Genomic DNA, 24,444 nt, shown 5'->3' with positions numbered 1-24,444 from the left:
ATTAACTTAATAAATATGATTATATATTTCTTTTACCTTTTCTCTACCACGATACATAATGAAATAACATAGCGACATATTGATGAGCGACATAATAACAATCGCCATTCGGTAGCTCACAATCTCTCCTAATCCACCGATAATAACACTAAAAAGCATTCCTGAAAGTGAGAATGTAGCTTGAAATACTGCATTAAGTTTCGCTCTCTTATCATCTGGTATGTAATTTTGAACACTGCTTTCACGTAATGTAGCACTATTAATTCCAAGAAATCCGCAGATCGAACGATTCAATAGCATAAATGGATAACCAATCCATAATAAAATCATATCCATAAAGCTATACATCTGATAGACAAGAAATGCAAAGCGAAACCTCTTCTGCGCTTTGATCTCTACTCGATAGTGAATAATGCCTCCTATCGTTCTTCCAATAAATTCTGCAATCGTAAAAATGGAATACAGAGTTATCCCAAGACCTGGCGTCGTCATAAAATATGCCTTAATCAAGTTACCGCTACCTTGACTGATTCCTTGAGTAATTGGCATATACGAATAAATTCTTTGTAAACCCTTTTCTTTTTTTAGATAACGGATTCCCTCCGATAAATCCTTACAGTATTCTTTTAAAGAAAAATGACCTTTATGAGAAACCATTTCTTTTACTTTTATCTGAGTCTCCATTAGGGAAGCACATAATAATAAAACACCTTCTATCATGCAAACCCAACCCATACCAAAATTTTTGTATAGTAAACTTGCAACTGGATTCATAACTATCATAACAGTAGGATAAATCATACTGGAAACTGTATATCCCTTCTGTGCATACCCTTCAGGAATTAGGTTTGGATAGAAGCTTGTATAAGCCAATTGATAAATTGTTCCAGTAGACCCTGTCACTAAAGAAAATAACGTAAAGCTAAGAAAATTATATTTATTAACCATCAAATAAACGCCAAAAGCCAAATATAAAATTCCATTAAATGCATCAATTCCAACAATAATTGGTTTTCTTTTAAAATGGTCTAGATAAGGAGATATTAAAATCGGGAGAAGAGTACCTGGTATCATTGATATTGCAAGAAATATTCCTGCTAATAATGTACTTTGAGTATTGTCTAAAACGACAAAGGAAAAGGAAAAATTAACTGCCACTCCTCCAATTGCACTGATGATGGTTCCTAATGTAATAATTGTAAAATTAGGAGTCCATAAGGTAGATTTTTTAGTATTCAAATTAATAACCATGCCTTTCCATAGCCCGCTAACTTTGGGTGTAAATTCTAGTTAGGACTATATTTTTTCATAATCACGCTAATGTAAGTATACCGAATATTTTAAATAAGTAAAAGACGGTATATTTGAGAAAATTACTACTCATGCAACCGTCTTAATCATATATTTTATTATATTTTAGGAAAATTCTTTTAAAATCCTATAAATATCCTTATACCTGCGTTTCTTTTCTAACACTTCAATATAATATGGAATATGAAACTTTACATAACCAATTGGTAACAACCCTTTTAAGTATGTCATACAGTCATATAATTTTTCTTCATACTCCGCTTCATTGATATAATCTTTGTGAGTTAACCGATAATCCACTACTTCATACATCTTCAGCCAAGCTTGCAATACCTCTTTTGCTTTCTCTATTGATTCTGCATCCGCTTCCTCTTTTAATTCCTCTTTTAATTCCTTATTTGATTCTTTATTTGATTCCTCTATTAATTCTTCTTTTAATTCCCCTTTTGATTCCTCTTTTAATTCCACTTTTGATTCCTCTTTTGACTCCTCCTTTGACTCCTCTTTTGACTCCTCTATTGACTCCTCTATTGCTTGTTGAAGCTTCAGAAAACCTTCTTGTAATGTCTTCTTCGCTTGCTCGTAATCTCCTAATTTTTCAAGACAAATCGCATATTTCTGATAAAACAAAACACTTCTATAAGTACACTTCTCTAGGTAATCTTTTGCTTGCTGCACCTGATTCCACTCTAACAAAGACGAACCAATATTGTAATTTATTTCACTAATAATTTTCACTTCTTTCAGTGATTTTGCGATACGGGCAGCTACTTTATAACTACGAAACATTAATTCATTATTATTTAATCCTGAATAGCTATTGCCTAAGAAGGTCTGTGCATGTAACATTCCTTTCACATAACCTTCTTTTGCGCATAATTCACAACCTCTTATTAATAATTCTAGTGCCTCTACAAATTGACCTCTTTGGCACCGCATGATCCCTAAATGCGTCGTATAGTATGCATTTGGATTAAGGTGCAATAATTCCTGAGACTTATCAATCCCTTGTAAACACTGTATATAAAGGTAAATTTCGTATTGTCTTTGTTCCATACACGAAGCGTAGGGATTTAATTCTTCTCCTTGTTGTTGTGAGTCCGACTCGAGAAATAATAGAGTATCAAGTAAATATGGGCTATTTAAATACTCCTCTTTTCTCTCATTCAACTCCTTTAATAATAGTGTCATGTCTTCAAAAGAGTAAAGCTCATCATAAAGATTATCAATCAATTGACTAGCTTCTTTTACAAACTCTTCGTCCATATGAAAGTTAATATGAAGCTTCTGAAATAGTAACTGAATTATATTCTCTCCTGCTTCAACTTGTCCTTGTTCTATCTTTGATAGATAAGAAACAGTACAGATCCCCTTACATAATCCTTCTTGCGAATAATTTAATTTAAGGCGCTCCATTCTAATTTTCGCACCAATCACTGTTTTCAAATTACCACACCCCTTCTCTATCATTATCATAAATAACTTTTAATGATAATTCAACAAAAATATGGCTACAGCTAATTAAGAACCGCCCCTATCATTTTTATAGGGCGGTTCCATAATTGCGTAGCCTATGATTCATGCAAGAAAAAGATTGCAATACGTGCTTTTTAACAAATAAAAATTCAAGAAGCCTACTTTTACTTGTTGTTTTCTTCCTCTATATGATCTTCTATATTTTCAATTAAATCTCCTACAATGGCATCTACTACCTCATAGTCGGTTGCACGAACATAATATTGCTCTAACTCATCATGCAAAGCTTTTGCTTTCGCCAAATAATATATTCCCTCATCTATCATCGCTTTATATCTTTTCTTAATATCTTCCAACGCCTCCGCATTGTTTTCATCTGTCTCTGGCTTAATGCAATCTTCATACATGTCAATAATGATGTCATGATCATCCGCTGGAAAGTACTCATGAGGCGCTGTACTATCAAAAATACACAGGCTAAGTTCCGGGAAAATGAGCATATCTAAACTATCTGGGTCAAATCCACAGTGATAAACTTCCGTGGTAAGTCCTAATTCCTCTGCTTTTTTTAGAAGCTTTTTTAACATTGTAGATTTCCCTGAGCCTGGACGACCCTTAATAAAATATCTGGTATTTAACCCTTCCGTCAAATTTTCCACATAATCCATTGCTCCATAAGGGGTAGAACCGCCCAAAAATCGATGATAGATTTTACCCTTCTCCTTGGATTCCACAGAAGAAAATATTTGTTCTAATAAGTAATCACCCATTTCTTCTGCTTTTCCAAAATCCATATTTTGAATATAAATCTTCTCCCATTCATCGTGAATCTCTAAAGCTTTATGGAATCTCTCATATGCATTATTATAGCACTCTGTAATCTGTTCCTTTATATCCTTAATATTACGAGTTGCTCTTTTTAAAAGTTGAGTATCCCAAGCAACTCCTAAATTCACATACTCCTCCACAGCACCTGGAACCGTTGGCTCTATTACATGTGGAGCCGTTCCATCTACAATTCCAAAAGAAAGAGAACGAACGATCATTCCATCAAGAGAATCTGGATCCGAGGAACAATGAATATATTCAATATCATATCCTTCTTTTAAATATTGAGTTCCAATTCGTTTCATCAAGGTAGATTTTCCTGTTCCAGGGCCACCCTTTAATATATAAACCTTTTTTAAATCTGCTAAGTTTGATTCAAAAAAGTTTTGAAAGCCTCTCGCAGTATTTCCACAGGCAAAATAATGTTTTAGTTTTCCTATCATAGTTAACCTCATTTCTGCACAGACTTTGCGCATTTTTAGTTCGTGTTAATCGTAAACACAAACTGCTTAGTGATTATTTTCCACTCTTATCTCCAGAACTATGCATTCTTGCGCATCTTAGAATATGCACAAATCTATACAGTCTAAATTTTATTCATAATATACTATGTAATCTATTTTGTATCGTGCACGGACGATATTTAATCACCATAAATGTATCTCAAATAAAACCCCATCCGTAGACAACAGCAACTAAGAATAGACAACGTTATTTGCTTCACAAGTAAACTTATACCAAAAGATATAATATTTCCATATAGAAACTAAAATATTACAAAATAAGGTAGAAAATTAAAAGCTAATATGATAAAATATCTTGGTTAGCAATAATTATTTTTAACCATTATTTTTAACTTTATATTAAACTTTGCTAAATCTTCATAATATAAAAAGTACCGAAAGATGGTTGACTCCTCTTTCGGTACTCCTCTTTTTAGGATCTTTGTTTTACAGCAATTTTTAGGTCTATGTTATCTTACACAGAATCTTTTATGATTCTATTTTATCTCAATACACCATTTTTTAGATTCTATTTTATCTTGCACAGCATTTTTTAGATCCTATGTTATCTTGCACAGCATTTCTTATATTTTTTCCCACTTCCACAAGGACATGGGTCGTTTGGATATACTTTAGGTTCATCCTTAACGACTGGTTCATTCTTCTTAGTAAGAGGGTTTGGATAAGCATTTAATTTGCCAACTGCAACTGGAGTATTTCCTTTATATACCCACTTAATTGTATGATTTGATAAATCAGTCAATAAGCAGAGCAATTGATTTGCTTCCTCAATATCTTCAAAAATAACACCCGCATTATTTACTTCACTCATCATATAGCTAGGCATAGCATCTTGTACACAAAGACATCCCAATCCCTTCATGAGCTTATCAAGTGTATTGCTATCCTTAGTCTTTGTTTGGAAAAAGGAATAGACATCTTTGTATTGTTCACATTCCTCATCTACTTCATGACTAGCATAATAAAGCAGTTCCTCAAATGTCGGTATGTAATACTCCATACCTTCCGACTGACTTAAAATAGTTTGATATGCCTCTTCCTCCACCAAGAATTCAGGCACAATATAATCATTCATCTGATAAAATTCCTGAAAGCGATCTAGGGAAGGTTCAAGTACCTTTGCCAGAACGTTCTCATTCATTTTCGTATTATCATTATACTTTTGATAAAGCTCATGTAATAGCTTAACAGGAAATGTCCCATATAGATTACACATCGCCTGAAGCATTAGATAAATTGTTTCACGCTCAGTTACCTCAGACATTCCCTCTTCTGTAAATGAAGCAAGAGCTAATTGTATTAACTCACTTGGAAATAATAAAGTTGGCGCTTCCTCACTTTTACTACCTGCTGCCATCCAATAAACAAAACCACGATTTGTTAAGTAGTATAAATTATCCGAAGGCATAATCTTAGATTGGTGAGACCGTAATGCAAAAATGATTGATTCGAATTGAGCCATAATCATACCATCTAACATGGCGGAAAACGCTTTGGTAATTTCACTTACTAAAACATCGATCATTTCTTGTTTGCGTAAGCTTTTCTTCAATGCATAGCCATTTTCTGCTGCAATCTGCACCAATTCATCGCGGGTACTATAGGAAAGACACTCTGAGAGTGTTACTTCTTTTTTCCCATTTACCAGTTTTGTTAAATTCTCCTTCATCTGGGGTATATTACTATTTGAACTCATTGTTACTCCTCTCATCCTTAGGCCAAGCCTAATCCTAACATAAAAATGAGGAAGTTCTGTCTTCTCCCTCATTTTTTTCTATTCTAATTTCGCATTTAAAAACAATAGCATAAGTTGGCTCTATAGTCAATCCTACACTGTCCTAATTGGAATTTCATTATTAATTCCTTTAGAAATAAGGACTTAATATAGGTCAATACTTCCTTTATAAAAAGTGGAAGTAAGAGGTGAAAAACGAAGAGTCTAGTATGTTAGACTCTTCGTTTAAATCTCTATCAATTTTAATTTAAGCTTTTCTCTCGCTACGCTTTGAAACAACATCGAATATTACTGCTGCAAGTAGCACTAAGCCTTTTACAACCTTTTGATAGTTTGCATCTACGCTCATAATACTCATGCCTAGATTTATCACACCCATTAATACCGCTCCGACAATTACTCCAGGAATCGTACCAATACCACCATAAGCACTAGCCCCTCCAATAAAGCAGGCACCTATCGCATCCATCTCATAGTTCGCTCCATAGGTTGGTTGTGCTGAGGTCAATCTTGCAATCGTTAACATACCAGCAATCGCTGATAAAAATCCCATATTTAAATAGGCGAGAAAATAGACACGATTTGTATTAATGCCAGAAAGTCTTGTTGCCTTTTCATTACCACCAACAGCGTAAAAGTGACGACCCACGGTTGTTTTTGATGAAATATAACCATATACTAGAACAACAATTAGTACCCAAATTAAAGCGGTTGGAATACCTTCATATTGAGAAAGACGGAAGAAAAATGCTAAGATAGTCAAGCAGATTACTATTACTTTGAGTAGCATTGTATGTAGTGGTTCTGTCTCATAGCCCTTTCTCGTTTTGTTTATACGGCTTTTGCATTGTAATAAAATATAAATAATACATATAAGAATACCAAATAGCATACAAGTTAAGTTAAAACCCTTCATACCAAAAATATCTGGGACATAACATTCTGCACCACCACCAAATAACTTTATATAAGTCTGATTCGTAAGTGGTACGGTAAGTCCCTGCAATACGATATTTGATAACCCTCGAAATACTAGCATACCAGCCAAAGTTACGATAAATGGGGGGATTCTTACATATGCAATCCAAAATCCCTGCCATGCTCCTATTAATAATCCGAAACTTATCATAATGATGATTGATACAACAAAATTTAATCCTTTAGTCTCCATCATCGTGGCACCGATGGATCCCACAAAACAAACTACGGAGCCAATGGATAAATCAATATTTCCGCCAGTTAAGATACAAAACAGCATACCGGAAGCTAAGACAAATACATAGGCATTCTGAGAAACCAAGTTACTCACATTTTGTGGCCAGAGGACTTTACCTCCTGTTTTTATGAAAAAGAACATAGTAACCAAAACTAATGCAATGATCATTGTATATTTTTTAGTAAAATTCATTACTTTTTCTTTATCCATATCTCACGCTCCTTTATTGCTAGCTTTCAGAATCAATGACATAATTGTCTCAGAGGTTGCTTCTTCTTTTCCTAGTTCTCCAACCATCTTACCATCACACATGACATAAATTCGATCACTCATTCCAAGTATTTCTGGTAATTCAGATGAGATTAATATGACGGATTTTCCTTCTGCAACTAATTCATTAATAATACAATAAATTTCATACTTTGCACCTACATCTATTCCTCTGGTAGGTTCATCAAGAATTAAGATATCTGGATTTGCAAACATCCATTTTGCAAGTAATACCTTTTGCTGGTTTCCACCACTTAAGTTTCCTACATTTTGCCAAACTGTTGGACACTTTGTTTTTAACTTTTCTTTATAATTACTTGCCACCTCATATTCCTTGTCCCGATCTAATACTCCTTTGTAGCTAACTTTTTTTAAGCTTGATAACGTAGTATTCATGGCAATCGATTTGCTTAGTATTAACCCATTTCCTTTTCTATCTTCCGTTACATAAGCAAGCCTGTTCTCAATCGCATCTTTTACCTTACGAAGTGTTACTTCTTTTCCGTTAATCTTAACTTCTCCTGATATATTTCTACCATAAGCTTTTCCAAACAGCCCCATAGCGAGTTCTGTTCTACCGGCACCCATAAGTCCAGCAATACCTACTACCTCTCCTTTTTTTAAAGTTAGACTAACATGGTCTACTACTTTACGTTCCGGAGTCATTGGATGGTGAACTGTAAAGTCATTGATTTCTAGAACATTTTCATTTGAAATTAGCGAGTCACGTTTTGGAAAACGTACCGTCATGTCACGGCCTACCATACCTTTAATAATTCGCTCTTCCGAAATATCATCCTTTGATTTATCTAGTGTTTCAATAGTTGAACCATCTCTAAGTATCGTAATCCTATCTGCAACATAAGAAATCTCATTTAACTTATGAGAGATAATGATTGATGTCATTCCTTCTTTTTTAAAAGATAATAATAAATCAAGCAAACTCTTTGATTCCGATTCATTTAATGATGAGGTCGGTTCATCTAAGATTAATAGTTTCGCTTTTTTTGAAAGTGCTTTGGCTATCTCAACTAATTGTTGTTTTCCAATTCCGATATCTTTTATTAGGGTTCTTGAGGATTCCTTTAATCCTACAATTTTAAGCAATTCATCTGCATAACCATAAGTATCGTTCCAGTTGATTGCGTATGGTTTTCCTCGTTCATTGCCAAGAAACATATTCTCCGCAATACTCATATAAGGAACGAGAGCTAATTCCTGATGAATAATAATAATTCCTTTTTCTTCACTGTCTTTTATTTTTGAGAATTTACATAACTCTCCTTGATATATAATTTCTCCCTCGTACGATCCATATGGGTAGATACCGCTAAGTACATTCATTAAGGTCGATTTTCCAGCACCGTTCTCACCTACAAGTGCATGTATCTCTCCCTCTTTTACTTTTAAGTTAACATTATCTAATGCCTTAACTCCGGGAAATGTTTTGGTTATGTTCCTCATCTCTAATATTATGTTTTCCAAGCTTTTCCTCTCCTTTAAATCAGTGTGTTAACTATAGAAAGATTACATGAAAAACTACGAAATATTGATAAAACGGTTGGGGATAAGCTCTTTCTTCCCTTAGTAGCTTAACTCCAACCGTTTCGAAATTTATTGCTGTCCTGACAAGTACTTTGACTTATCTATCTTTATTTCAACTGATCTTCTGTATAGTAACCGGAGTCAATTAGCAATTCTTTATAGTTCGTAGCGTCTGCAAATACTGGTTCACATAGATAGGAAGGTACGATACCATTTCCATTATCATAACTCTTAGTATCATTGACAGGAGCTTCTCCACCCTTCATAATTGCATCTACCATCTTAACAACCTGAGATGCTAAAGTACGAGTATCTTTAAAGATTGACATGGACTGTTTTCCATCAAGCATATTTTTAACGTTTGCAATATCACAATCCTGTCCAGTAACGATTGGCCATTCTCCTTTATAGGAAGCTGTTAATGCATTGGTTACACCAAGTGCTGTTGAATCGTTTGAGCAAAGAACTGCATCTAGTTTCGTACCATCTGCATAATAGGAAGCGATAATTGCATCCATTCTATTTTGTGCAGTCTCAGTACTCCAGCCTGCAGTAGCAACTTTTTCAAAAGCAACAGAACCTGATTTTACAACAAGAACACCGCCATCAACATATGGTTTCAATACATCCATAGCTCCGCCGTAGAAGAATCTTGCATTATTATCACCTGGATCACCAGTAAAAATCTCAAGATTGAATGGGCCTTTTGCTGTTTCAAGATTTAATTTTTCTTTTATGTACTCTCCTTGCTTTGTACCAACCATATAATTATCAAAAGTTGCATAGTACGAAACTGCGTCAGAATTCATGATTAAACGGTCGTAAGCAATAACTGAGATACCTTTCTTCTTTGCCTGTGCAAGTACGGTACCTAAAGAATCTCCTTCAATCGAAGCAATAACTAATAACTTACAGCCATTTGATATCATATTCTCTATCTGAGATACCTGAGTCTGGACGTCATTACTTGCGTATTGTAAATCAACTTCATAACCAGCATCCTTTAATTGCTTTTCCATATTGGAGCCATCTTGATTCCAACGTTGCAAATCTTTTGTTGGCATTGCAACACCAACTAATTTGTCAGATCCTTTTCCGGATGTCGCCTTTGAACCACAACCTGCAAGTGAGACAACCATCATGAGACTTAAAAGTAAACATAACATTCTTTTCATCCTTATTCCTCCTACCAATTTTAATATCATGAAAAAGTTTTACCTTTTTCATACTTTTACTATATCATAGGCATACTAGGACTTGATTGCGACCATCAGCATATTTTTACGATTCGCTGCACTCTATAAAGAACCTTTAGTACTTTTTTGTGATTATTTTTTTCTTGCTTAAAATATTCTAGGTTATTAAGTACTTATTTTGGCATTTCTTCTGGAACATTCAGATATACATCCTCCTTTAGATGAAATCCGCTATTTATGATTACTTCCTCTAAATTCTTTGCAGTAACAGCAATTGTTTCAAGAGCAATATAAGGAACATCGTAACTTCCATCATTAATCTCAGAGGTAGCGCCTAGCTCTTCGCCTAGTACTAGTTTAATCGTATCCTCTGCAGCCGCTTGAGCAAGTTTTGCAACTGGCTTATAAACAGTCATTAACTGCGTTCCCTCTACTATCCTTTGACATGCCTCAAGATCTGCATCTTGTCCGACTACCATGACCTTACCTGCTAATCTAAGTTCTGCCAAATCGTAAATCGTTTGTCCTGCAAGACCATCATTACCACACATAATGGCATCTGCTTCTTTTACTACATCGATATGTTCATTTACATACTTTCTAGTTTCCTCTGCTCTCCAATTATCCGCATGAAGTATGTCTAGAATCTCAATATCATGTTCCTTGATGACACTTTGGAATCCTTTTTCAATCATTGAAACATTATTGTCAGTCATTGGGCCGCAAAACATAAGTACTTTCCCTTTCGTTAGCCCGTTCTCGACAAATGCTGACGCCATCATCTTCCCAACAGCTTCATTATCAAAGGAAATATAGAGATCTACATCTGCATTCATAATCAGCCTATCATATGCAATGATTTTAATTCCTTTTTCCTTTGCTTTTTTTACAACTGTGGAAAGTTTCTCGGAATCAATTCCAATGATTACAATCGCATCCACTTGTTTTTCAATGAAGTATTCTATTTGCCGTACCTGTTCATTCACATCCCCACTGGCATTTTGAACATTGACTTCTGCACCTAGGTCATTGGCAGTTGCAACAAATATATCACGATCTCTCTGCCATCTTTCAATCACAAAGGAGTCAAAGCTCATTCCAATTTGTATTTTTTTGGGTTCCTCCTTCTTTGTTTCCTCAATTTCTCGATGACCTTTGTTACATCCAGAGAATAGGAGAATAAAACTTAAGAATAGTAATGCAATACTTTTCTTCACGCTCCCCCTCCCTCTTTATACTCTGTTGGTGTGATACCAATATTCTTCTTAAATGACCTGCTAAAATAATTTGGATCACTATACCCCACCATAATACCGATCTCTTTCATACTTCGTTCTGACTCAAGAAGTAATTGCTTCGCGACTGACATCCGAAGTTCCGTAAGATAATCAATAAAATTAGTTCCTGTTTCTTCTTTAAACACCTTACTAAAATAATATGGGCTAATATCCACTTGCCTAGATACTTCTTCTAATGACAAATCTTTCTGATAATTATCCCTTATGTATAGTTTTGCCTTCTCTACGGTACTAATCGAAGTTACTTTTTTCTTATTCTCCACATTCCGACAGGCAATCTCAATACGTTCTGCAAACCAAAGACGAAGTGCATCGTATTGCTCAATTTCAACAATGGTTGGTAAGTAGTCTCTTCTGGAACGAAATTCATAAATCATTCCACCATTCTCATAGGCAATATGCTCTGCCCATAACACAAATTCAATAACCTTTAATTTAATATCTGTCATACAATCTGGATATGTCTTTACCATCCATTCAAAAAATTGATGGGTAGAGGTAACTGCAAGTTTTACATCACCTTTTTGTATCGCTTCAAAGATTGTTTTTTCTATAATAATTGGGTAATCCTCTTCATAGACACAAGTTAATGGTAAATCGTCCACATGGGCTATGGAACCTGTCGTTTCAAGCAATGATTTAAGGGCCTCGCTATAAGACTTTACTGCATCGGACACAAAATAGACAGAACCAATTCCAATTCGAATACGGATATCCATGTGGCTTTTTAACTGGCGAATTAGAACTCTTGCTTGTTCAATTACTCGAATTCGCTCTTCATAATCCATAATCATATTTTCATATGGTATGAATATCACTACTTTATTCGCCATAACGGGCCCCACAACCCCTAATTCAATAACACTACGGATATATTCTCTAATTTCTTTGTAATGATTTTGAATACTAACACTGGTTCCTATGGCATTCGTCATTTGAGAACCAATCTGCTCTTCTCCACAATCCAGAACCATCATATAACCATAATCATAAGGAATTTCAAGTAAGTTCTTAAAATTAGCAACATCTTCTCTTTCAAACTCTTGTAATAAAAGGGTATAAATAAATCCATTTTCAAGGATAGGTATGACCGCTTCCATCTTTTCACGAACTATTAATTCATTACTACGTTTCTTTCGTTCCATATCAATGAGTTGCATAGCCCTTCGCAAAACTTCGACAATTCGTTCTTTGCTCACAGGTTTATGTAAATATTCTAAAACGCCAAGATTAATTGCCTCTTTTGCATAGTCAAATTTATCATATGCACTCATTACAATAAATATCATGCCCGGAAAATATTTCTTAATCTCTCTCATTGCTTCAATACCATTGATTCCAGGCATTTTAATATCCATGATGACAATCTCTGGCCGAAAGATTTCCGAAAGCTCAATCGCATTCCGCCCAGTCTTTGCAGACTCTACCGTACATTCATCTCCAAAATTATGTTTGATAATATATTTTAATGACTCAATTACAATTCCCTCATCATCTGCTAGCATAATTTTATACATGTTTCTCCTCCTGCTTCCATGGTAAGCGAAATGTTACCTCCGTTCCACAGTTCTTCCCCTCGCTTGATACAGTTACTATTTGACTTTGGTTAAAATAAAGCGACAATCTCTCCATAACATTACTAAGTCCAATGCCATTCGAGTCCTTATCCCCCACATTCTCTCTTGTTTTTCTGGTATTAATTTGTTTCACCTGTTCTTCATCCATACCAATACCATTGTCAAATATACTGACGCAAACCTCTTCTTCATTTAAGTATACCGACAGTACTATTTTCCCTTCCCATTCAATATCACGTAATCCATATTGGAAGCTATTCTCAACAATAGGCTGTAAAATCATACTTGGAACTGTGATTTCAGTCAATCTATCATCAATGTGTTTCTCATAATGGATTGCTCCAGAAAATCGCACATTTAAAATATATATATAATGGTCAACCAGTTCGATTTCCTCATGAAGTGCTACCACCTCATGATTTTTCTTAATACTATAACGAAAGAATTCAGCCACATTTTGAACATATTCACAGGTGGATTCTGCACCTTCAAACATTGCAAGCTGAGCACCAGCATTTAATGTATTAAATAAAAAATGTGGATTAATCTGAGCTTGAAGATATTTTAATTGAGCATCTTTTAGATGTGATTCCATTCGTAACTCCCGCTCTTTTAAATTTCGTTCATTCTCTACGCTTTCTTTCAGTCTAGTGATATAATCACGAATGCTTATCACCATCTGATCAAACGCTTTGGTCACAACTCCTACCTCATCATGACTACTGACTTCAACTACTTCTACATCAAAATTTCCCTCTGCAACCTGGTTCGCTGTTTTAGCCAGTATTTTCAGAGGTCTGGTAATCGTTTGCGTTAGGATTAGAATAACAATGATATTACCAGAAGCAATGGACATGATTAGAAATGTACTCAAACGTTCTAACGATCGTATCGAATTAGAAAGAGCTAAGTAATTCATCGAGTTATTTTTAAACAATCCATTATTTAAACTATAAATATATGTACTAATATAGGTATAGGATGCCGTTGCATTCTCATACCGAACTTTATATTTCTCAACATTTCGACCACGCTTAGCCTCTATGGTTTGATTTGTTAACAATAGATAATGCTCTGACATCTTCTTGATATTTCGTTCCATGAGTATTAACTTATCAGAAGATTTCTCATCTTTTAATGACTTGATTGCATTTCTGTAACTTTGCTCATGTTTATAATACTCTTCCATCGCATCTGTTGTCTTCGTATTTAAAAACTTAGTCATACTGGTTTGAACATTCGTAAGTTCCTCTTCCAACTCATTCAAATTAATATTACTAACATAGATGGAATCCAATCGATTGATAAAATTGTTGATATTCACATACATATATGCATTCATTCCAAAGACCAGAACAATCGTCGCAGCAAAGGCTAACATTAGCTTTACCTGTAACGATATCCCAACAAACTCATTCTTTCTTCCCATCTTTCCCTCCTAAAGTAAATTCTTTCAAATTATCTGAGGTAATTAATGCGGTATCTACTGTATAATATTCATTAGCATGTCCAGTCATCTGATATTCTTTCATAGCCTCGATTAGGTAGCGTCCGATTTGCTCCGTATTCACTTTTATTGTAGAGTAGATAACATTTCTTTCTACTGCTTTTATAATGACATCCGAATCATAATACCCTAAGATATTAACTTCACCCACCTTGTTGTAATCTACAACTGCCTGATAAGCGCATGTTGTATTTAATTCATTCAGGCAAATCAGTATATCCGGTATACTCCCTTCTTTTACAAAGATATCTCGAATGGATTCTTCCGCTGCAAAAGTGCTTTCTTCCTCTATCTTAATCGATCTCATATGAATAAAATTATCTGCATTTGTTACAGTCTTCAATGTCTCATAAATACTAGCATATAGTATGTTTTGTCCCCAGTCCTCTGTATTATTTGACATTAATACAAGGACATTACATTCCTCTCCATTAGCAATATCTAATACTTGCTTACCATACATCTTTCCAAGATTATAATTATTTACTCCAACATAGCTAAGTCGATTACTTTCGGTATTGTCCCCTAATACCGTAATTACCGGGATACCTTGCATCACTGCTTCATCAATCAGAGTTGTTAATGCTTCGCTTTCATCCGCTTCTAAAAAGATGCCATCAACTTTGGACGCTATTGCTATCTGCATAAGTTCTTCTTTTGAAAATGTACTTGCTAGCTCGTCTCCCATAAATTCTACTAATGTATTATCTTCCTCACCAGCTGACTTAGCACTTTGATAAACCGACTTCCAGAAAGAAGATGACTGGTCTCCAACAATCATGGCATAATAGGAATCATATTCTTTTGCAGTAAGAACATCCATTTGCCTAACAACATTCTCTATTTGATTTTTAAAAATTAGCATAGTTGTAATTGCTGCTGTGAGCATAAATAAAACTGATATTACACAAATGATTAAGCGTATTGGTATCTTCCTTCGTTTAATTATTCTTCTCATCTCCTAAAATTGATTTAATATTCCCTATAGTATACAGCACTTTGTACCGTCTTCGTGCATTCGTTTTGCAAGATACTGGTATAATGTCTAACAATCTAACAGCATTATACCATATTTTGTTAATTATTACTATTTTTCTTAATTTTTTATGAAAACCTTTTATGAAGAAATTAAGAAAAAGTACGCTTAGCATACTTTACATTCATGAATAAATTAAGCTATGTTTCTCAAATTTTTCCTTGTCATGAGTACGTTTTAGGCTATGCTTCTCAAACTTTTCCTTGTCATGAATAAAAAGGCAGCAAGCAAAGTACCTTATAACTTTGCTTACTGCCTTTTAACTCTATTATATATAGACCGTTTCAAAAGATTCTCGTAATTTACTACTCACTCGTAACCCATTCGCAACTACATTGATGGGTTAAATTACGTTTCACGACTTATTTTAAAATATCTTTCACTACATCTTTCGAAATAACGAAATCTTTACTTCCTTCCGAACCTGGTGCAATTTCATAATCATCAAAATGAATTACAATATCCTGTGAATCGTTGATGTAAAAGCTTTGGTTTTTATCTATCATAAAGTCATCAACGTTATTATCATCATCACCTAATAGATACACATCTGTTCCATTTTTGATATTTTCTTTCATCTGTCGTTTTATTTCTTCGCTAATGACACTGGTATAATCACTGGATTCAAGAAACATGTCTTTAAGCTGAATCATTTCACCAGTTGATTTATCGATATGATAGAAAAGTGTATGTTCATAACTAGAAGCTATTGCCTCCACCACATCAATACGAAGAGAAAACCAATGATCATTATTTAATATTACATGATACGTAACTTCCATACTTTGATGAATACTTCCATCCACTTTAATATCTGATTCAAATTTGGCTATTAATCTTTCGACATAACCTTTGATCTCTTGATTAACCGCCGTAATTGATTCTGATTCATCCATACCATAATAGACAATCTTTGGTATGTCCACTTTCGCATAGTAATCATCGGTAGAATTTTCATAATGACGGAAGGTTACTGCTTCAAATAAACCTCCTAAACCCGGTATTCTACTCATCGCTTGTGCAATTGTAGCACTACTATTTAACAGAAAAACGATACAAAGACATGCAGCAGCTAATATAGTAACACTGCCTTGAAACCAACTTCTTCTTCTCTTCTTTGCATTTGCTTCGTGAATGGTATCTTTTAATCTTTCAACCGCATCCATTGGAACTTCTATTTGATGATATGCTTTTTTTAATGCAAGCAAGTGACGATTATCCTCTAATTTCGTTAAATCTTCCGTCAGGGGGGCTCCATCTAAATTGTTATTCATTCACACTACTCCTATCTTCTTTGTTTTCCAATTCTTTTTTAAGTTTACGAAGTCCGCGATATAATTTTGACTTAACCGTACTTAAATTCATATCAAGTACCTTACTAATATCCTCTAGTTTATAATCTTCAAAATAGCGCATCATTACAATGCTTCTTTCTGGTTCCTCTAAACTCGAGACTAAATCTTTCATATAAATTTGTTCGAAATTTTCCTCGTAAGGGATAGATTCATCAAGTTCATATATTACGTTTTTTTTATTATTAATCATTTTTATTGCTGTATTGATTACAATCTTACATATCCATGTATCTGCATACTCTATATGTTTTAAAGAATTGCTATATTTTATTGCCTTGTATGCACTCTCCTGAACGATGTCCATGGCATCGTTCGGATTAAAACAATAACTATAAGCAACCCGATAATACTTTTTGTAATTTGAAATCAACAATTCCTGAACACACCGTTCTTCTCTTGTTTCTTTTGCCGACATATGTCTGTTCCTTATCCCTTCAAATTTATAGCTACATATCATTAGACCAAAAGAAAATAAAAAAAGTTTCATTATGATTTTACCCAAATGAAAACTTTTTTTATTCCATTCTTTTTAATTGTATTTTTTTATATCAACCTTTTTACTACATTCTTATACATCAAATTTTATTACATTCTTTTTATACTATTCTCTCTTTTAACCTTTATTTATAATAATAAACGCATTTCTCTATTTGCTAATTCCAGACATCCTAAGATACCTTGGTTATCATTTAAACTTGGGGCAATTATAAAATTTTCTAGATCTCGTACTTCCTTAGTATCAATATAACCGTTCATTATTTTCTTGAATTCTTCCCTGATAAGCGGATAAAGTTGTTTTTGATGCATTACTCCTCCACCTAAGACTATCTTATTTGGAGAAAACATACAGGTATAGTTATAAAGTGCCTGAGCTATATAGTAAGCTTCTAGCTTCCATACTTCATCGCAATCACTTAACTCATTTGCACTCTTTCCATAACGTTTTCCGATTGCTGGTCCTGACGCCAGCCCTTCGAAACAATTTTGATGATAAGGGCAACTTCCACCAAATGTATCCTCTTTATGTCTTTCTAAGAGGATATGACCAGCTTCCGGATGTAACATTCCATGTAGTAATTGTCCATTGATAAAGACTCCAACCCCTACTCCAGTTCCAATCGTTATATAGATACTTACATCTAATCCTTTTGTGATTCCATATGTAGCTTCCCCTAAAGCAGACGCATTAACGTCTGTGTCGAAACCTATAGGTACATTAAGTTCCCGTTTCAAATTTCCTAAGATATCGAAGTTTCTCCAAGATAACTTCGGAGTGGAAGTAATATAACCGTACTGAGCAGAAGCTCTATTTAGATCTACTGGGCCAAAGCATCCAACACCGATTGCTTCAACTTTAGCGGCCTTAAAAAATTCAATAATTTTAGGCATTGTAATTTCAGGGGTTTCTGTTGGAATACTGATTCGTTCTATTATATTGCCATTCTCATCTCCGATAGCGCATACCATCTTTGTACCGCCTGCCTCTAGTGCACCAATCTTCATACTCTCATTCTCCTCACTGGATTAACTAATTATGGAATCATATGAAATATTCTTTATCATTTTGGACAATTTAAGAATTGCCATATCTTTATGTCCACATTATAACACAAAAAACGGGAAAACTAAACATTACATAAGAATTTTTTATCTCTTATGAAAAGATTTAGTCTCCCGCTTTTCATTTCTTATTTAATTAAAAACTATTCATCTTTATTTGTGATAGATTCGTATAAACCTTTTGTCTTATCAATGACTTCGTTCGTAAATTTCTCAACCTTTTTACCAGCTTTATGGCTGTTATAATATACATCCTTACCAAAGGAATGTGCAGCATTTTCGATGCGATCGCATTTTTCTTTTGGCACACCTATTTTTTCTCCTGCTTTACCAATAAATTCGCCACTATTCTTTGCTGCAACACCGCCAGCTTTTACTACATCTTCTGTGACATTTTTTAACACCTTGCCAACTTTTGACTTCATACTGCACCGCTTCTTTCTTCATAACCCAAATACAATATTTTTGTTATCGTTAGTTTATCCAAAGTTGATAAGGATATACTTATGTTTCGAAATCAAAATCATAATTATTGAAATCAAAAAATATTTCAATAATCGAGGGGAGCTATATTATATTGTCAACTTATCAAAGAAACCAACTAAGTCAATTTTACCATACCCCCAGGTCTTATTTGGGTATTCCATATTTGGATCGCGCTGTGCACCTTGAATCAAGAGGGTTTTAATTTCTGCTCCGCTTAATTTAGTATAATTTCCTTTCGTAATTGACCATTCAAAAATAAGTGCAACAATACCTGAAACAACGGCTGCAGCTGCACCAGTACCATTCGTATTCACATAACTATCGTTTTGAAACGGTGCGGTAATATTTTCTCCAGGTGCTGCTAAATCAGGTTTTACTTCTCCATCTCTTGAATACCCTTTACTAGAAAATACAGAAATATTGCCATCAATACTATTATAGGATGTTATAGTTATAGGTGTTATCGAATTTCCAGGAGATGTTATCGTTGTAAAAGAATCTGAATCAATAAAATATGTATCATTCGATAAAAGATTTCCTGATGGAAAAAAGGCATTTAATTCCGTATCGAATTTATCAAGGTTACTATAGCGGATGGTCCATAAACCACTTTGCATATTTTCAAACCGTATCAAAATTAGTTGATTTCCTCTCCTTCTTTCGGATACGATATCATTAATACAAATAAAAGTCTTACCCATATAAAATTTATGCTCTAAAATGTTTATTAAATCCAGCGTTATGTTTGTCTTTATTTCTCCTGAAGGAGATATTAATTCAAGAGAAACTCTCTGATTAAATTGTGGCCAAATCTCAAGTAAAAAGTTCTTATCTTTTTCTCCAACCTGAAAAAGAATATCAATGATACTATTTTGGGCAGTTAAATTACTAGAAAAATGTCTTCCTGTGTTTCCCTCATTACCACCAGAAATAACGGAACAAAGCCCAGGAAATAATGTTATAAATTCTAGGAAGTCAGTTAAAGGTCCTAAAGTATAATTTCCACCTTGATTAGTTCCTAGTGCAATACATATAACTAATGGTCGATCCAATCTTTTCGCAGTTTCAAAAACGAACCTTATTCCCTTCATTATATCTGACTCTTGATAACAAATTTTATCATTGGGAACTGAAAAAATATCCTTTATTATGTTTTTTGCTTGTTTTAACTTAACCACAACTATTTTTGATAAGGGTGCTACTCCTGAAAATTCATTCTCCTCATCTTCACTGCCAACTGCAATACCTGCAATCATAGTTCCATGGCCTAACTCATCATCTGTTGGCACTATAGCAAGAGGGTTAGGTTGTGTTAATGCATAATTTATATCGTCTTTTGTATAAATCGTACCATATGAGAATTCAGTATCTTTTCCGGAGGTAGCTTCCTTGTTTAAGGTTTGATCCCAGATTGCCTGTATTTTAGTTGTATTATCATTATGACGAAATGCAGGATGAAGATAGTTAATTCCACTATCAATGATTCCTATCAATACCCCGGTCCCATAAAGTTCATATTCCGGTTCATATCTATACTTTGTCACTCCTGTTTCATCTAATACTATTGTTGATTCCGTGGTTAAAATCTTTGGTACAAAAGTATATATCTCTCCCAGGTTACAAACATCAATGGTCTCTTTAGGCACATTGACAAGAGTATATTTATCGGTAATGTATGACTTATTGGTAGCATACTTAAAATTCTCTAAGAGAGCATCCGGTATAATCAAATCCATGTAATCCTCATTTATAATTTCATCAACCATATAACACACCTTAATCCTCTACTTTTTAATAATCAAATAGTTGTAATTTTGATGATATGTATCCTGTTATCGCTTGGTTATTTACGGTTAATTTTCAAGTTCTATCTTGTCAACTTATCAAAAAAACCAACTAAGTTGACTTTACCATACCCCCAGGTCTTATTTGGGTATTCCACGTTTGGATCTCTTTTTGCACCTTGAATCAATAGTGTCTTTATTTCTGTTCCGCTTAAATTAGTAAAATTTCCTTTTATTATTGACCATTCATAAATGAGTGCAATGACACCTGAAACAATGGCTGCAGCTGCACCAGTACCAGATATACTTACATAACTATTGTTTTGATACGGTGCAGTAATATCTTCACCAGGTGCTACTAAATCAGGTTTTATTTCATTAGCTCTTGAATATCCTTTACTAGAAAATGCTGAAATATTTCCGGTAACACTATCGTAGGACGTTATGGTTATTGGGGCAGTCGAATTTCCAGGTGATGTAATCGTTGTAAAAGAATCTGCATCAATAAAATATGTATCCTCTGATAGAATATTTCCGGATGGCAAAAAGGCATTTAATGCTGAATTAATTTTATCGAGGCTATGAAAGCGAATCGTCCATAAACCACTTTGTATATTCACAAATCGTATTAAAATTAATTGTCTTCCTCTCGTTACTTCGGCTAAAACATCATTGATGCAAATATAAGTCTCACCCATATAAAATTTATAAATATCTAGGTTTCTATAATCAATCGTTATATTTATATTTGTCTTTGTTTCTCCTGATGGAGATACTAATTCAAAAGATATATTCTGATAAAACTGCGGCCAAATCTCAATCAAAAAGTTCTTATCTTTCTCCCCTGCATGAAAAAGAATATCCTTGGTACTATTTTGGACTGTCAATTTACTAAAAAAATGTCTTCCTGTGTTTCCCTCGTTACCACCTGAAATGATGGAACAGACCCCTGGAAATGTAGTAATTAGGTCTAAGAAGTTAGTTAATGGACCACTACCATATTCTCCGCCATGATTGGTTCCAAGTGCTATACATATTACCAAAGGTCGTTGTAATTTTTTCGCTTTTTCTAAAACGAACCTGATCCCCATCATAATATCTGATTCCTGAAAACAAATTTTATCATCAGGAACTGAAAAAATATCTTTTATTATTTTTTTTGCTTGCTTTAACTTCACCACTAATAATTCTGCTAAGGGTGCCACTCCTGAAAATTCATTCTCCTCATCTTCACTTCCAACTGCTATACCTGCAACCATTGTTCCATGACCTAGCTTATCATCCGTTGGCACTACAGCAAGAGGATTTGATTGTTTTAATGCATAATTTATTTTGTCTTTCGAATAAATTGTACCATATGGGAAATCGGCATCTTTACCAGATGTAGCGCCCTCGTTTATTGTCTGATCCCATATTGCTTGTATTTTGGTTGTATTATCATTATAACGAAATGCAGGATGAAGATAGTTTATCCCACTATCAATGATTCCTATCAATGCGCCGGTCCCATTAAGTTCATATTCTGGTTCATATCTGACTTTTGTCACTCCAATTTCATCTAGTGCTACTGTAGATTCCGTAGTATATATCGCTGGTACAAAACTATAAATATCTCCAAGCTCACAAACATCAATAGTTTTTTTTGGCACATTGATAAGAGTATATCTTGCGTTAATATTTGTCTTATTAACAGCATAGCTATAACTATCTAAGATAGCATTCGGTATAATCAAATCCATGTATTCCTCATTAATGATTTTATCTACCATACAACACACCTTTTTCCTCTACTTCTTAACAATCATATAGTTGCAATTTTGATCAATGTATCTACTATATAGCTTTCATTATATAAGACAATTAATTTTTGAAATGACTATAAAAATTGAATTTATAGTATCAACTTTTCAAATACCCCATATAAATTAACCTTACCATATCCCCAGGTTCTATTCGGATAATCTAATAATAGCTCTCTATCCGCTCCTCTAATTAAAAAGGTCTTAATTTCCACTCCTGTGATTCCTGTATAAAATCCTCTGGTAATTGCCCACTCAAATATAAGTGCTACAATACCAGCACTTACTGCGGCGGCGGCCCCAGTTCCTGAGACATTTACATAACCATTCGTACTCGTTGGGGCAGTAAGTTCTGTTCCAGGAGCAACTAAGTCTGGTTTTATTTCATTCACCCTAGTATATCCTTTACTGGAAAAAACGGAAATACCTCCGGTTAACGTATCATAGGAACTTATTGTGATTGGTGAAACTGTATCCCCTGGTGTAGTAATGGTTGTAAAAGAATCCGATTCTATGAAGTAAGTATCATTAGTAATAGTATATCCAGCCGGTAGCCATGCATCAACCTCTGCATTTGTTCTATCAATGTTATACATTCGCAATCTCCAGAGTCCACTTTGAGTGTCCTCAAATCGAAGCCATATCAACTGATCTCCAGTTATTGGAACTGTCAGAACATTTTTCACGCATAATTTAGTAGGTCCAAATACAAATGTACGAAAGGTCGTCTGGCTAAATCCTGGTGTTAAATTCTCAATTCTTTCACCAGAAGGAGATATGATATCAAGTGAAATTCTTAGAATTGGCTCAGTCCATATTTCTAAAAAAAATTTTTTATCGTTCACTGCAACATTAAATTCAACATCTATATATTCTTCTACACTTCTTATCACTTTAGAGTAATGTCTTCTAGTATTCCCTTGGTTTCCCGCACTAATAGTAACACAGGTTCTAGGTAATTCTGATAGATCGTTTAGATAACTACTAAGCGGTCCTAAACCGTCACGACTTCCTTGATTGGAACCTAGTGCTATACATAGGGCTAGCGGCCGGTTTAATTGTTGAGCAACTTTTTCAACGTATTTAACCCCCATCATAACATCAGTTTCTTGATAACAAATTACATCACTTGATATGGACAAGAAGTCTTTGGCTATGTTCTTTGCTTGTTTCATTTTCACAATTACAAATTCAGCTAAAGGAGCTACTCCTGAAAAATCATTTGCACTATCCGCACTCCCACCTGCAATACCAGCAATCGCTGTTCCATGTCCGATTGGATCATCGGTAGGTACCACCTCTAAAGGGTATGGTTGCTCCAAGGCCCTATTAATATCTTCTTTCGTATAAATTGTTCCATATGGAAAATCTTGAGTCATGACCGGTGGATCATTCGGATTTACTGTTTGATCCCAAATGGAAATAATTCTTGAAGTATTGTCATTAAATAAAAAAGCGGGATGAAGATAATTAATGCCACTATCAATGATTCCTATTAATGCCCCAGTCCCCATAAGAGCTAAATTAGGATTACTCTGAACTCTTTTTACACCTGTTACCTCTAGTACAAAAGTTGATTCTAAGATAAAGCACTTTGGTATATTGTTATAACCAAAACTATTAAAATCACATTTGTTTATATCTGCGTATGGAAGGTGAAATATAGAGTATGTGTTATTTACTCTAGTAACAACTATATTAGGATTTAGAGTTCCCACGCTTGCGTTAGGAATTAACAAATCGAAATAATTTTCACTGATAAATTGGTTTTCCATATATAAACTCCCATCTCCGTGCTTTAGAACACATAAAATTAGATTATTAAAATAATTTTCTACTTTCAATATAACTTCTTTATAGTTATAATAAAGTATGATTGAATTTAATCTTCTATGAGTTTTCTTTATCGTTTCGAGTTTCCTATATGATATTGGGCTGTCA

General features: G+C 34.2%; 18 protein-coding genes. All 18 read right to left on the bottom strand.

Annotation, left to right across the window (positions count from 1 at the left end; all coding sequences use genetic code 11):
- Positions 1 to 6: 6 nt before the first annotated feature.
- The 18 genes from CPHY_RS08275 to CPHY_RS08185 all read right to left on the bottom strand — a co-directional run bounded on the left by CPHY_RS08275 (position 7) and on the right by CPHY_RS08185 (position 24,278).
- Positions 7 to 1,251 carry an MFS transporter gene (locus CPHY_RS08275; protein ID WP_012199619.1) on the bottom strand — a complete coding sequence of 415 codons (1,245 nt, stop codon included), beginning with the start codon at positions 1,249 to 1,251 and terminating at the stop codon, positions 7 to 9.
- A gap of 165 nt (positions 1,252 to 1,416) precedes the next feature.
- Positions 1,417 to 2,748 (bottom strand): helix-turn-helix domain-containing protein, encoded by a 1,332-nt coding sequence (locus tag CPHY_RS08270; RefSeq protein ID WP_242657994.1) that lies wholly within the window; start codon positions 2,746 to 2,748, stop codon positions 1,417 to 1,419.
- Positions 2,749 to 2,951: 203 nt separating this feature from the next.
- Positions 2,952 to 4,058, bottom strand: coding sequence for a PRK06851 family protein (locus CPHY_RS08265; protein ID WP_012199617.1), 1,107 nt, complete (start codon positions 4,056 to 4,058; stop codon positions 2,952 to 2,954).
- A 625-nt stretch (positions 4,059 to 4,683) separates the two neighbouring features.
- Positions 4,684 to 5,835 carry a YecA family protein gene (locus tag CPHY_RS08260; RefSeq protein WP_012199616.1) on the bottom strand — a complete coding sequence of 384 codons (1,152 nt, stop codon included), beginning with the start codon at positions 5,833 to 5,835 and terminating at the stop codon, positions 4,684 to 4,686.
- Positions 5,836 to 6,121: 286 nt separating this feature from the next.
- A complete protein-coding gene (gene mmsB, locus CPHY_RS08255; protein WP_012199615.1) occupies positions 6,122 to 7,300 on the bottom strand; it encodes a multiple monosaccharide ABC transporter permease in 1,179 nt (392 codons plus the stop codon).
- Positions 7,301 to 7,303: 3 nt separating this feature from the next.
- On the bottom strand, positions 7,304 to 8,845 hold the full coding sequence (gene mmsA, locus CPHY_RS08250) for a multiple monosaccharide ABC transporter ATP-binding protein (protein WP_012199614.1): 1,542 nt from the start codon (positions 8,843 to 8,845) through the stop codon (positions 7,304 to 7,306).
- A gap of 167 nt (positions 8,846 to 9,012) precedes the next feature.
- Positions 9,013 to 10,080, bottom strand: a complete 1,068-nt coding sequence (chvE, locus tag CPHY_RS08245; protein WP_012199613.1) for a multiple monosaccharide ABC transporter substrate-binding protein — start codon at positions 10,078 to 10,080, stop codon at positions 9,013 to 9,015.
- A 194-nt stretch (positions 10,081 to 10,274) separates the two neighbouring features.
- Positions 10,275 to 11,318 carry a substrate-binding domain-containing protein gene (locus CPHY_RS08240; RefSeq protein WP_012199612.1) on the bottom strand — a complete coding sequence of 348 codons (1,044 nt, stop codon included), beginning with the start codon at positions 11,316 to 11,318 and terminating at the stop codon, positions 10,275 to 10,277.
- Positions 11,315 to 12,916, bottom strand: coding sequence for a helix-turn-helix domain-containing protein (locus tag CPHY_RS08235; RefSeq protein WP_012199611.1), 1,602 nt, complete (start codon positions 12,914 to 12,916; stop codon positions 11,315 to 11,317). Before CPHY_RS08235 ends, CPHY_RS08240 begins: the two co-directional genes overlap by 4 nt.
- Entirely contained in the window at positions 12,909 to 14,405 is a 1,497-nt protein-coding gene (locus CPHY_RS08230) for a sensor histidine kinase (RefSeq protein WP_012199610.1), read from the bottom strand. The genes CPHY_RS08235 and CPHY_RS08230 overlap by 8 nt, the downstream gene beginning before the upstream one ends.
- Positions 14,389 to 15,348, bottom strand: coding sequence for a sugar ABC transporter substrate-binding protein (locus CPHY_RS08225; RefSeq protein WP_157668683.1), 960 nt, complete (start codon positions 15,346 to 15,348; stop codon positions 14,389 to 14,391). The genes CPHY_RS08230 and CPHY_RS08225 overlap by 17 nt, the downstream gene beginning before the upstream one ends.
- A 533-nt stretch (positions 15,349 to 15,881) precedes the next feature.
- On the bottom strand, positions 15,882 to 16,793 hold the full coding sequence (locus tag CPHY_RS08215; protein ID WP_012199608.1) for a DUF3298 and DUF4163 domain-containing protein: 912 nt from the start codon (positions 16,791 to 16,793) through the stop codon (positions 15,882 to 15,884).
- Complete coding sequence (locus tag CPHY_RS08210; RefSeq protein WP_012199607.1) at positions 16,786 to 17,289, bottom strand: sigma-70 family RNA polymerase sigma factor; 504 nt, start codon at positions 17,287 to 17,289, stop codon at positions 16,786 to 16,788. Before CPHY_RS08210 ends, CPHY_RS08215 begins: the two co-directional genes overlap by 8 nt.
- 209 nt (positions 17,290 to 17,498) lie before the next feature.
- Positions 17,499 to 18,377, bottom strand: coding sequence for an ROK family protein (locus CPHY_RS08205; RefSeq protein WP_012199606.1), 879 nt, complete (start codon positions 18,375 to 18,377; stop codon positions 17,499 to 17,501).
- Between the two features lie 200 nt (positions 18,378 to 18,577).
- Positions 18,578 to 18,859, bottom strand: a complete 282-nt coding sequence (locus CPHY_RS08200) for a hypothetical protein (RefSeq protein ID WP_012199605.1) — start codon at positions 18,857 to 18,859, stop codon at positions 18,578 to 18,580.
- A 147-nt stretch (positions 18,860 to 19,006) separates the two neighbouring features.
- Positions 19,007 to 20,686 (bottom strand): S8 family peptidase, encoded by a 1,680-nt coding sequence (locus CPHY_RS08195; RefSeq protein WP_012199604.1) that lies wholly within the window; start codon positions 20,684 to 20,686, stop codon positions 19,007 to 19,009.
- Positions 20,687 to 20,787: 101 nt separating this feature from the next.
- Entirely contained in the window at positions 20,788 to 22,473 is a 1,686-nt protein-coding gene (locus CPHY_RS08190; RefSeq protein WP_012199603.1) for a S8 family peptidase, read from the bottom strand.
- 122 nt (positions 22,474 to 22,595) lie between these two features.
- The gene (locus CPHY_RS08185; RefSeq protein WP_012199602.1) at positions 22,596 to 24,278 is read right to left on the bottom strand and encodes a S8 family peptidase; all 1,683 of its coding nucleotides are present in this window, start codon (positions 24,276 to 24,278) and stop codon (positions 22,596 to 22,598) included.
- Between the last annotated feature and the right edge of the window lie 166 nt (positions 24,279 to 24,444).

Origin of the sequence: Lachnoclostridium phytofermentans ISDg, assembly GCF_000018685.1 — a bacterium.
In the GTDB taxonomy this organism is placed as follows: Bacteria; Bacillota; Clostridia; order Lachnospirales; family Lachnospiraceae; genus Lachnoclostridium; species Lachnoclostridium phytofermentans.
This window is presented reverse-complemented; position numbering and strand designations above follow the sequence as displayed.

Excerpts from the sequence above, each read along its gene's own strand:
- CPHY_RS08275 (WP_012199619.1), bottom strand. The coding sequence starts at position 1,251 with ATGGTTATTAATTTGAATACTAAAAAATCTACCTTATGGACTCCTAAT.
- CPHY_RS08265 (WP_012199617.1), bottom strand. The coding sequence starts at position 4,058 with ATGATAGGAAAACTAAAACATTATTTTGCCTGTGGAAATACTGCGAGA.
- CPHY_RS08260 (WP_012199616.1), bottom strand. The coding sequence starts at position 5,835 with ATGAGTTCAAATAGTAATATACCCCAGATGAAGGAGAATTTAACAAAA.
- mmsB (WP_012199615.1), bottom strand. The coding sequence starts at position 7,300 with ATGGATAAAGAAAAAGTAATGAATTTTACTAAAAAATATACAATGATC.
- chvE (WP_012199613.1), bottom strand. The coding sequence starts at position 10,080 with ATGAAAAGAATGTTATGTTTACTTTTAAGTCTCATGATGGTTGTCTCA.
- CPHY_RS08235 (WP_012199611.1), bottom strand. The coding sequence starts at position 12,916 with ATGTATAAAATTATGCTAGCAGATGATGAGGGAATTGTAATTGAGTCA.
- CPHY_RS08230 (WP_012199610.1), bottom strand. The coding sequence starts at position 14,405 with ATGGGAAGAAAGAATGAGTTTGTTGGGATATCGTTACAGGTAAAGCTA.
- CPHY_RS08225 (WP_157668683.1), bottom strand. The coding sequence starts at position 15,348 with ATGCTAATTTTTAAAAATCAAATAGAGAATGTTGTTAGGCAAATGGAT.
- CPHY_RS08215 (WP_012199608.1), bottom strand. The coding sequence starts at position 16,793 with ATGAATAACAATTTAGATGGAGCCCCCCTGACGGAAGATTTAACGAAA.
- CPHY_RS08210 (WP_012199607.1), bottom strand. The coding sequence starts at position 17,289 with ATGTCGGCAAAAGAAACAAGAGAAGAACGGTGTGTTCAGGAATTGTTG.
- CPHY_RS08205 (WP_012199606.1), bottom strand. The coding sequence starts at position 18,377 with ATGAAGATTGGTGCACTAGAGGCAGGCGGTACAAAGATGGTATGCGCT.
- CPHY_RS08200 (WP_012199605.1), bottom strand. The coding sequence starts at position 18,859 with ATGAAGTCAAAAGTTGGCAAGGTGTTAAAAAATGTCACAGAAGATGTA.
- CPHY_RS08195 (WP_012199604.1), bottom strand. The coding sequence starts at position 20,686 with ATGGTTGATGAAATTATAAATGAGGATTACATGGATTTGATTATACCG.
- CPHY_RS08190 (WP_012199603.1), bottom strand. The coding sequence starts at position 22,473 with ATGGTAGATAAAATCATTAATGAGGAATACATGGATTTGATTATACCG.
- CPHY_RS08185 (WP_012199602.1), bottom strand. The coding sequence starts at position 24,278 with ATGGAAAACCAATTTATCAGTGAAAATTATTTCGATTTGTTAATTCCT.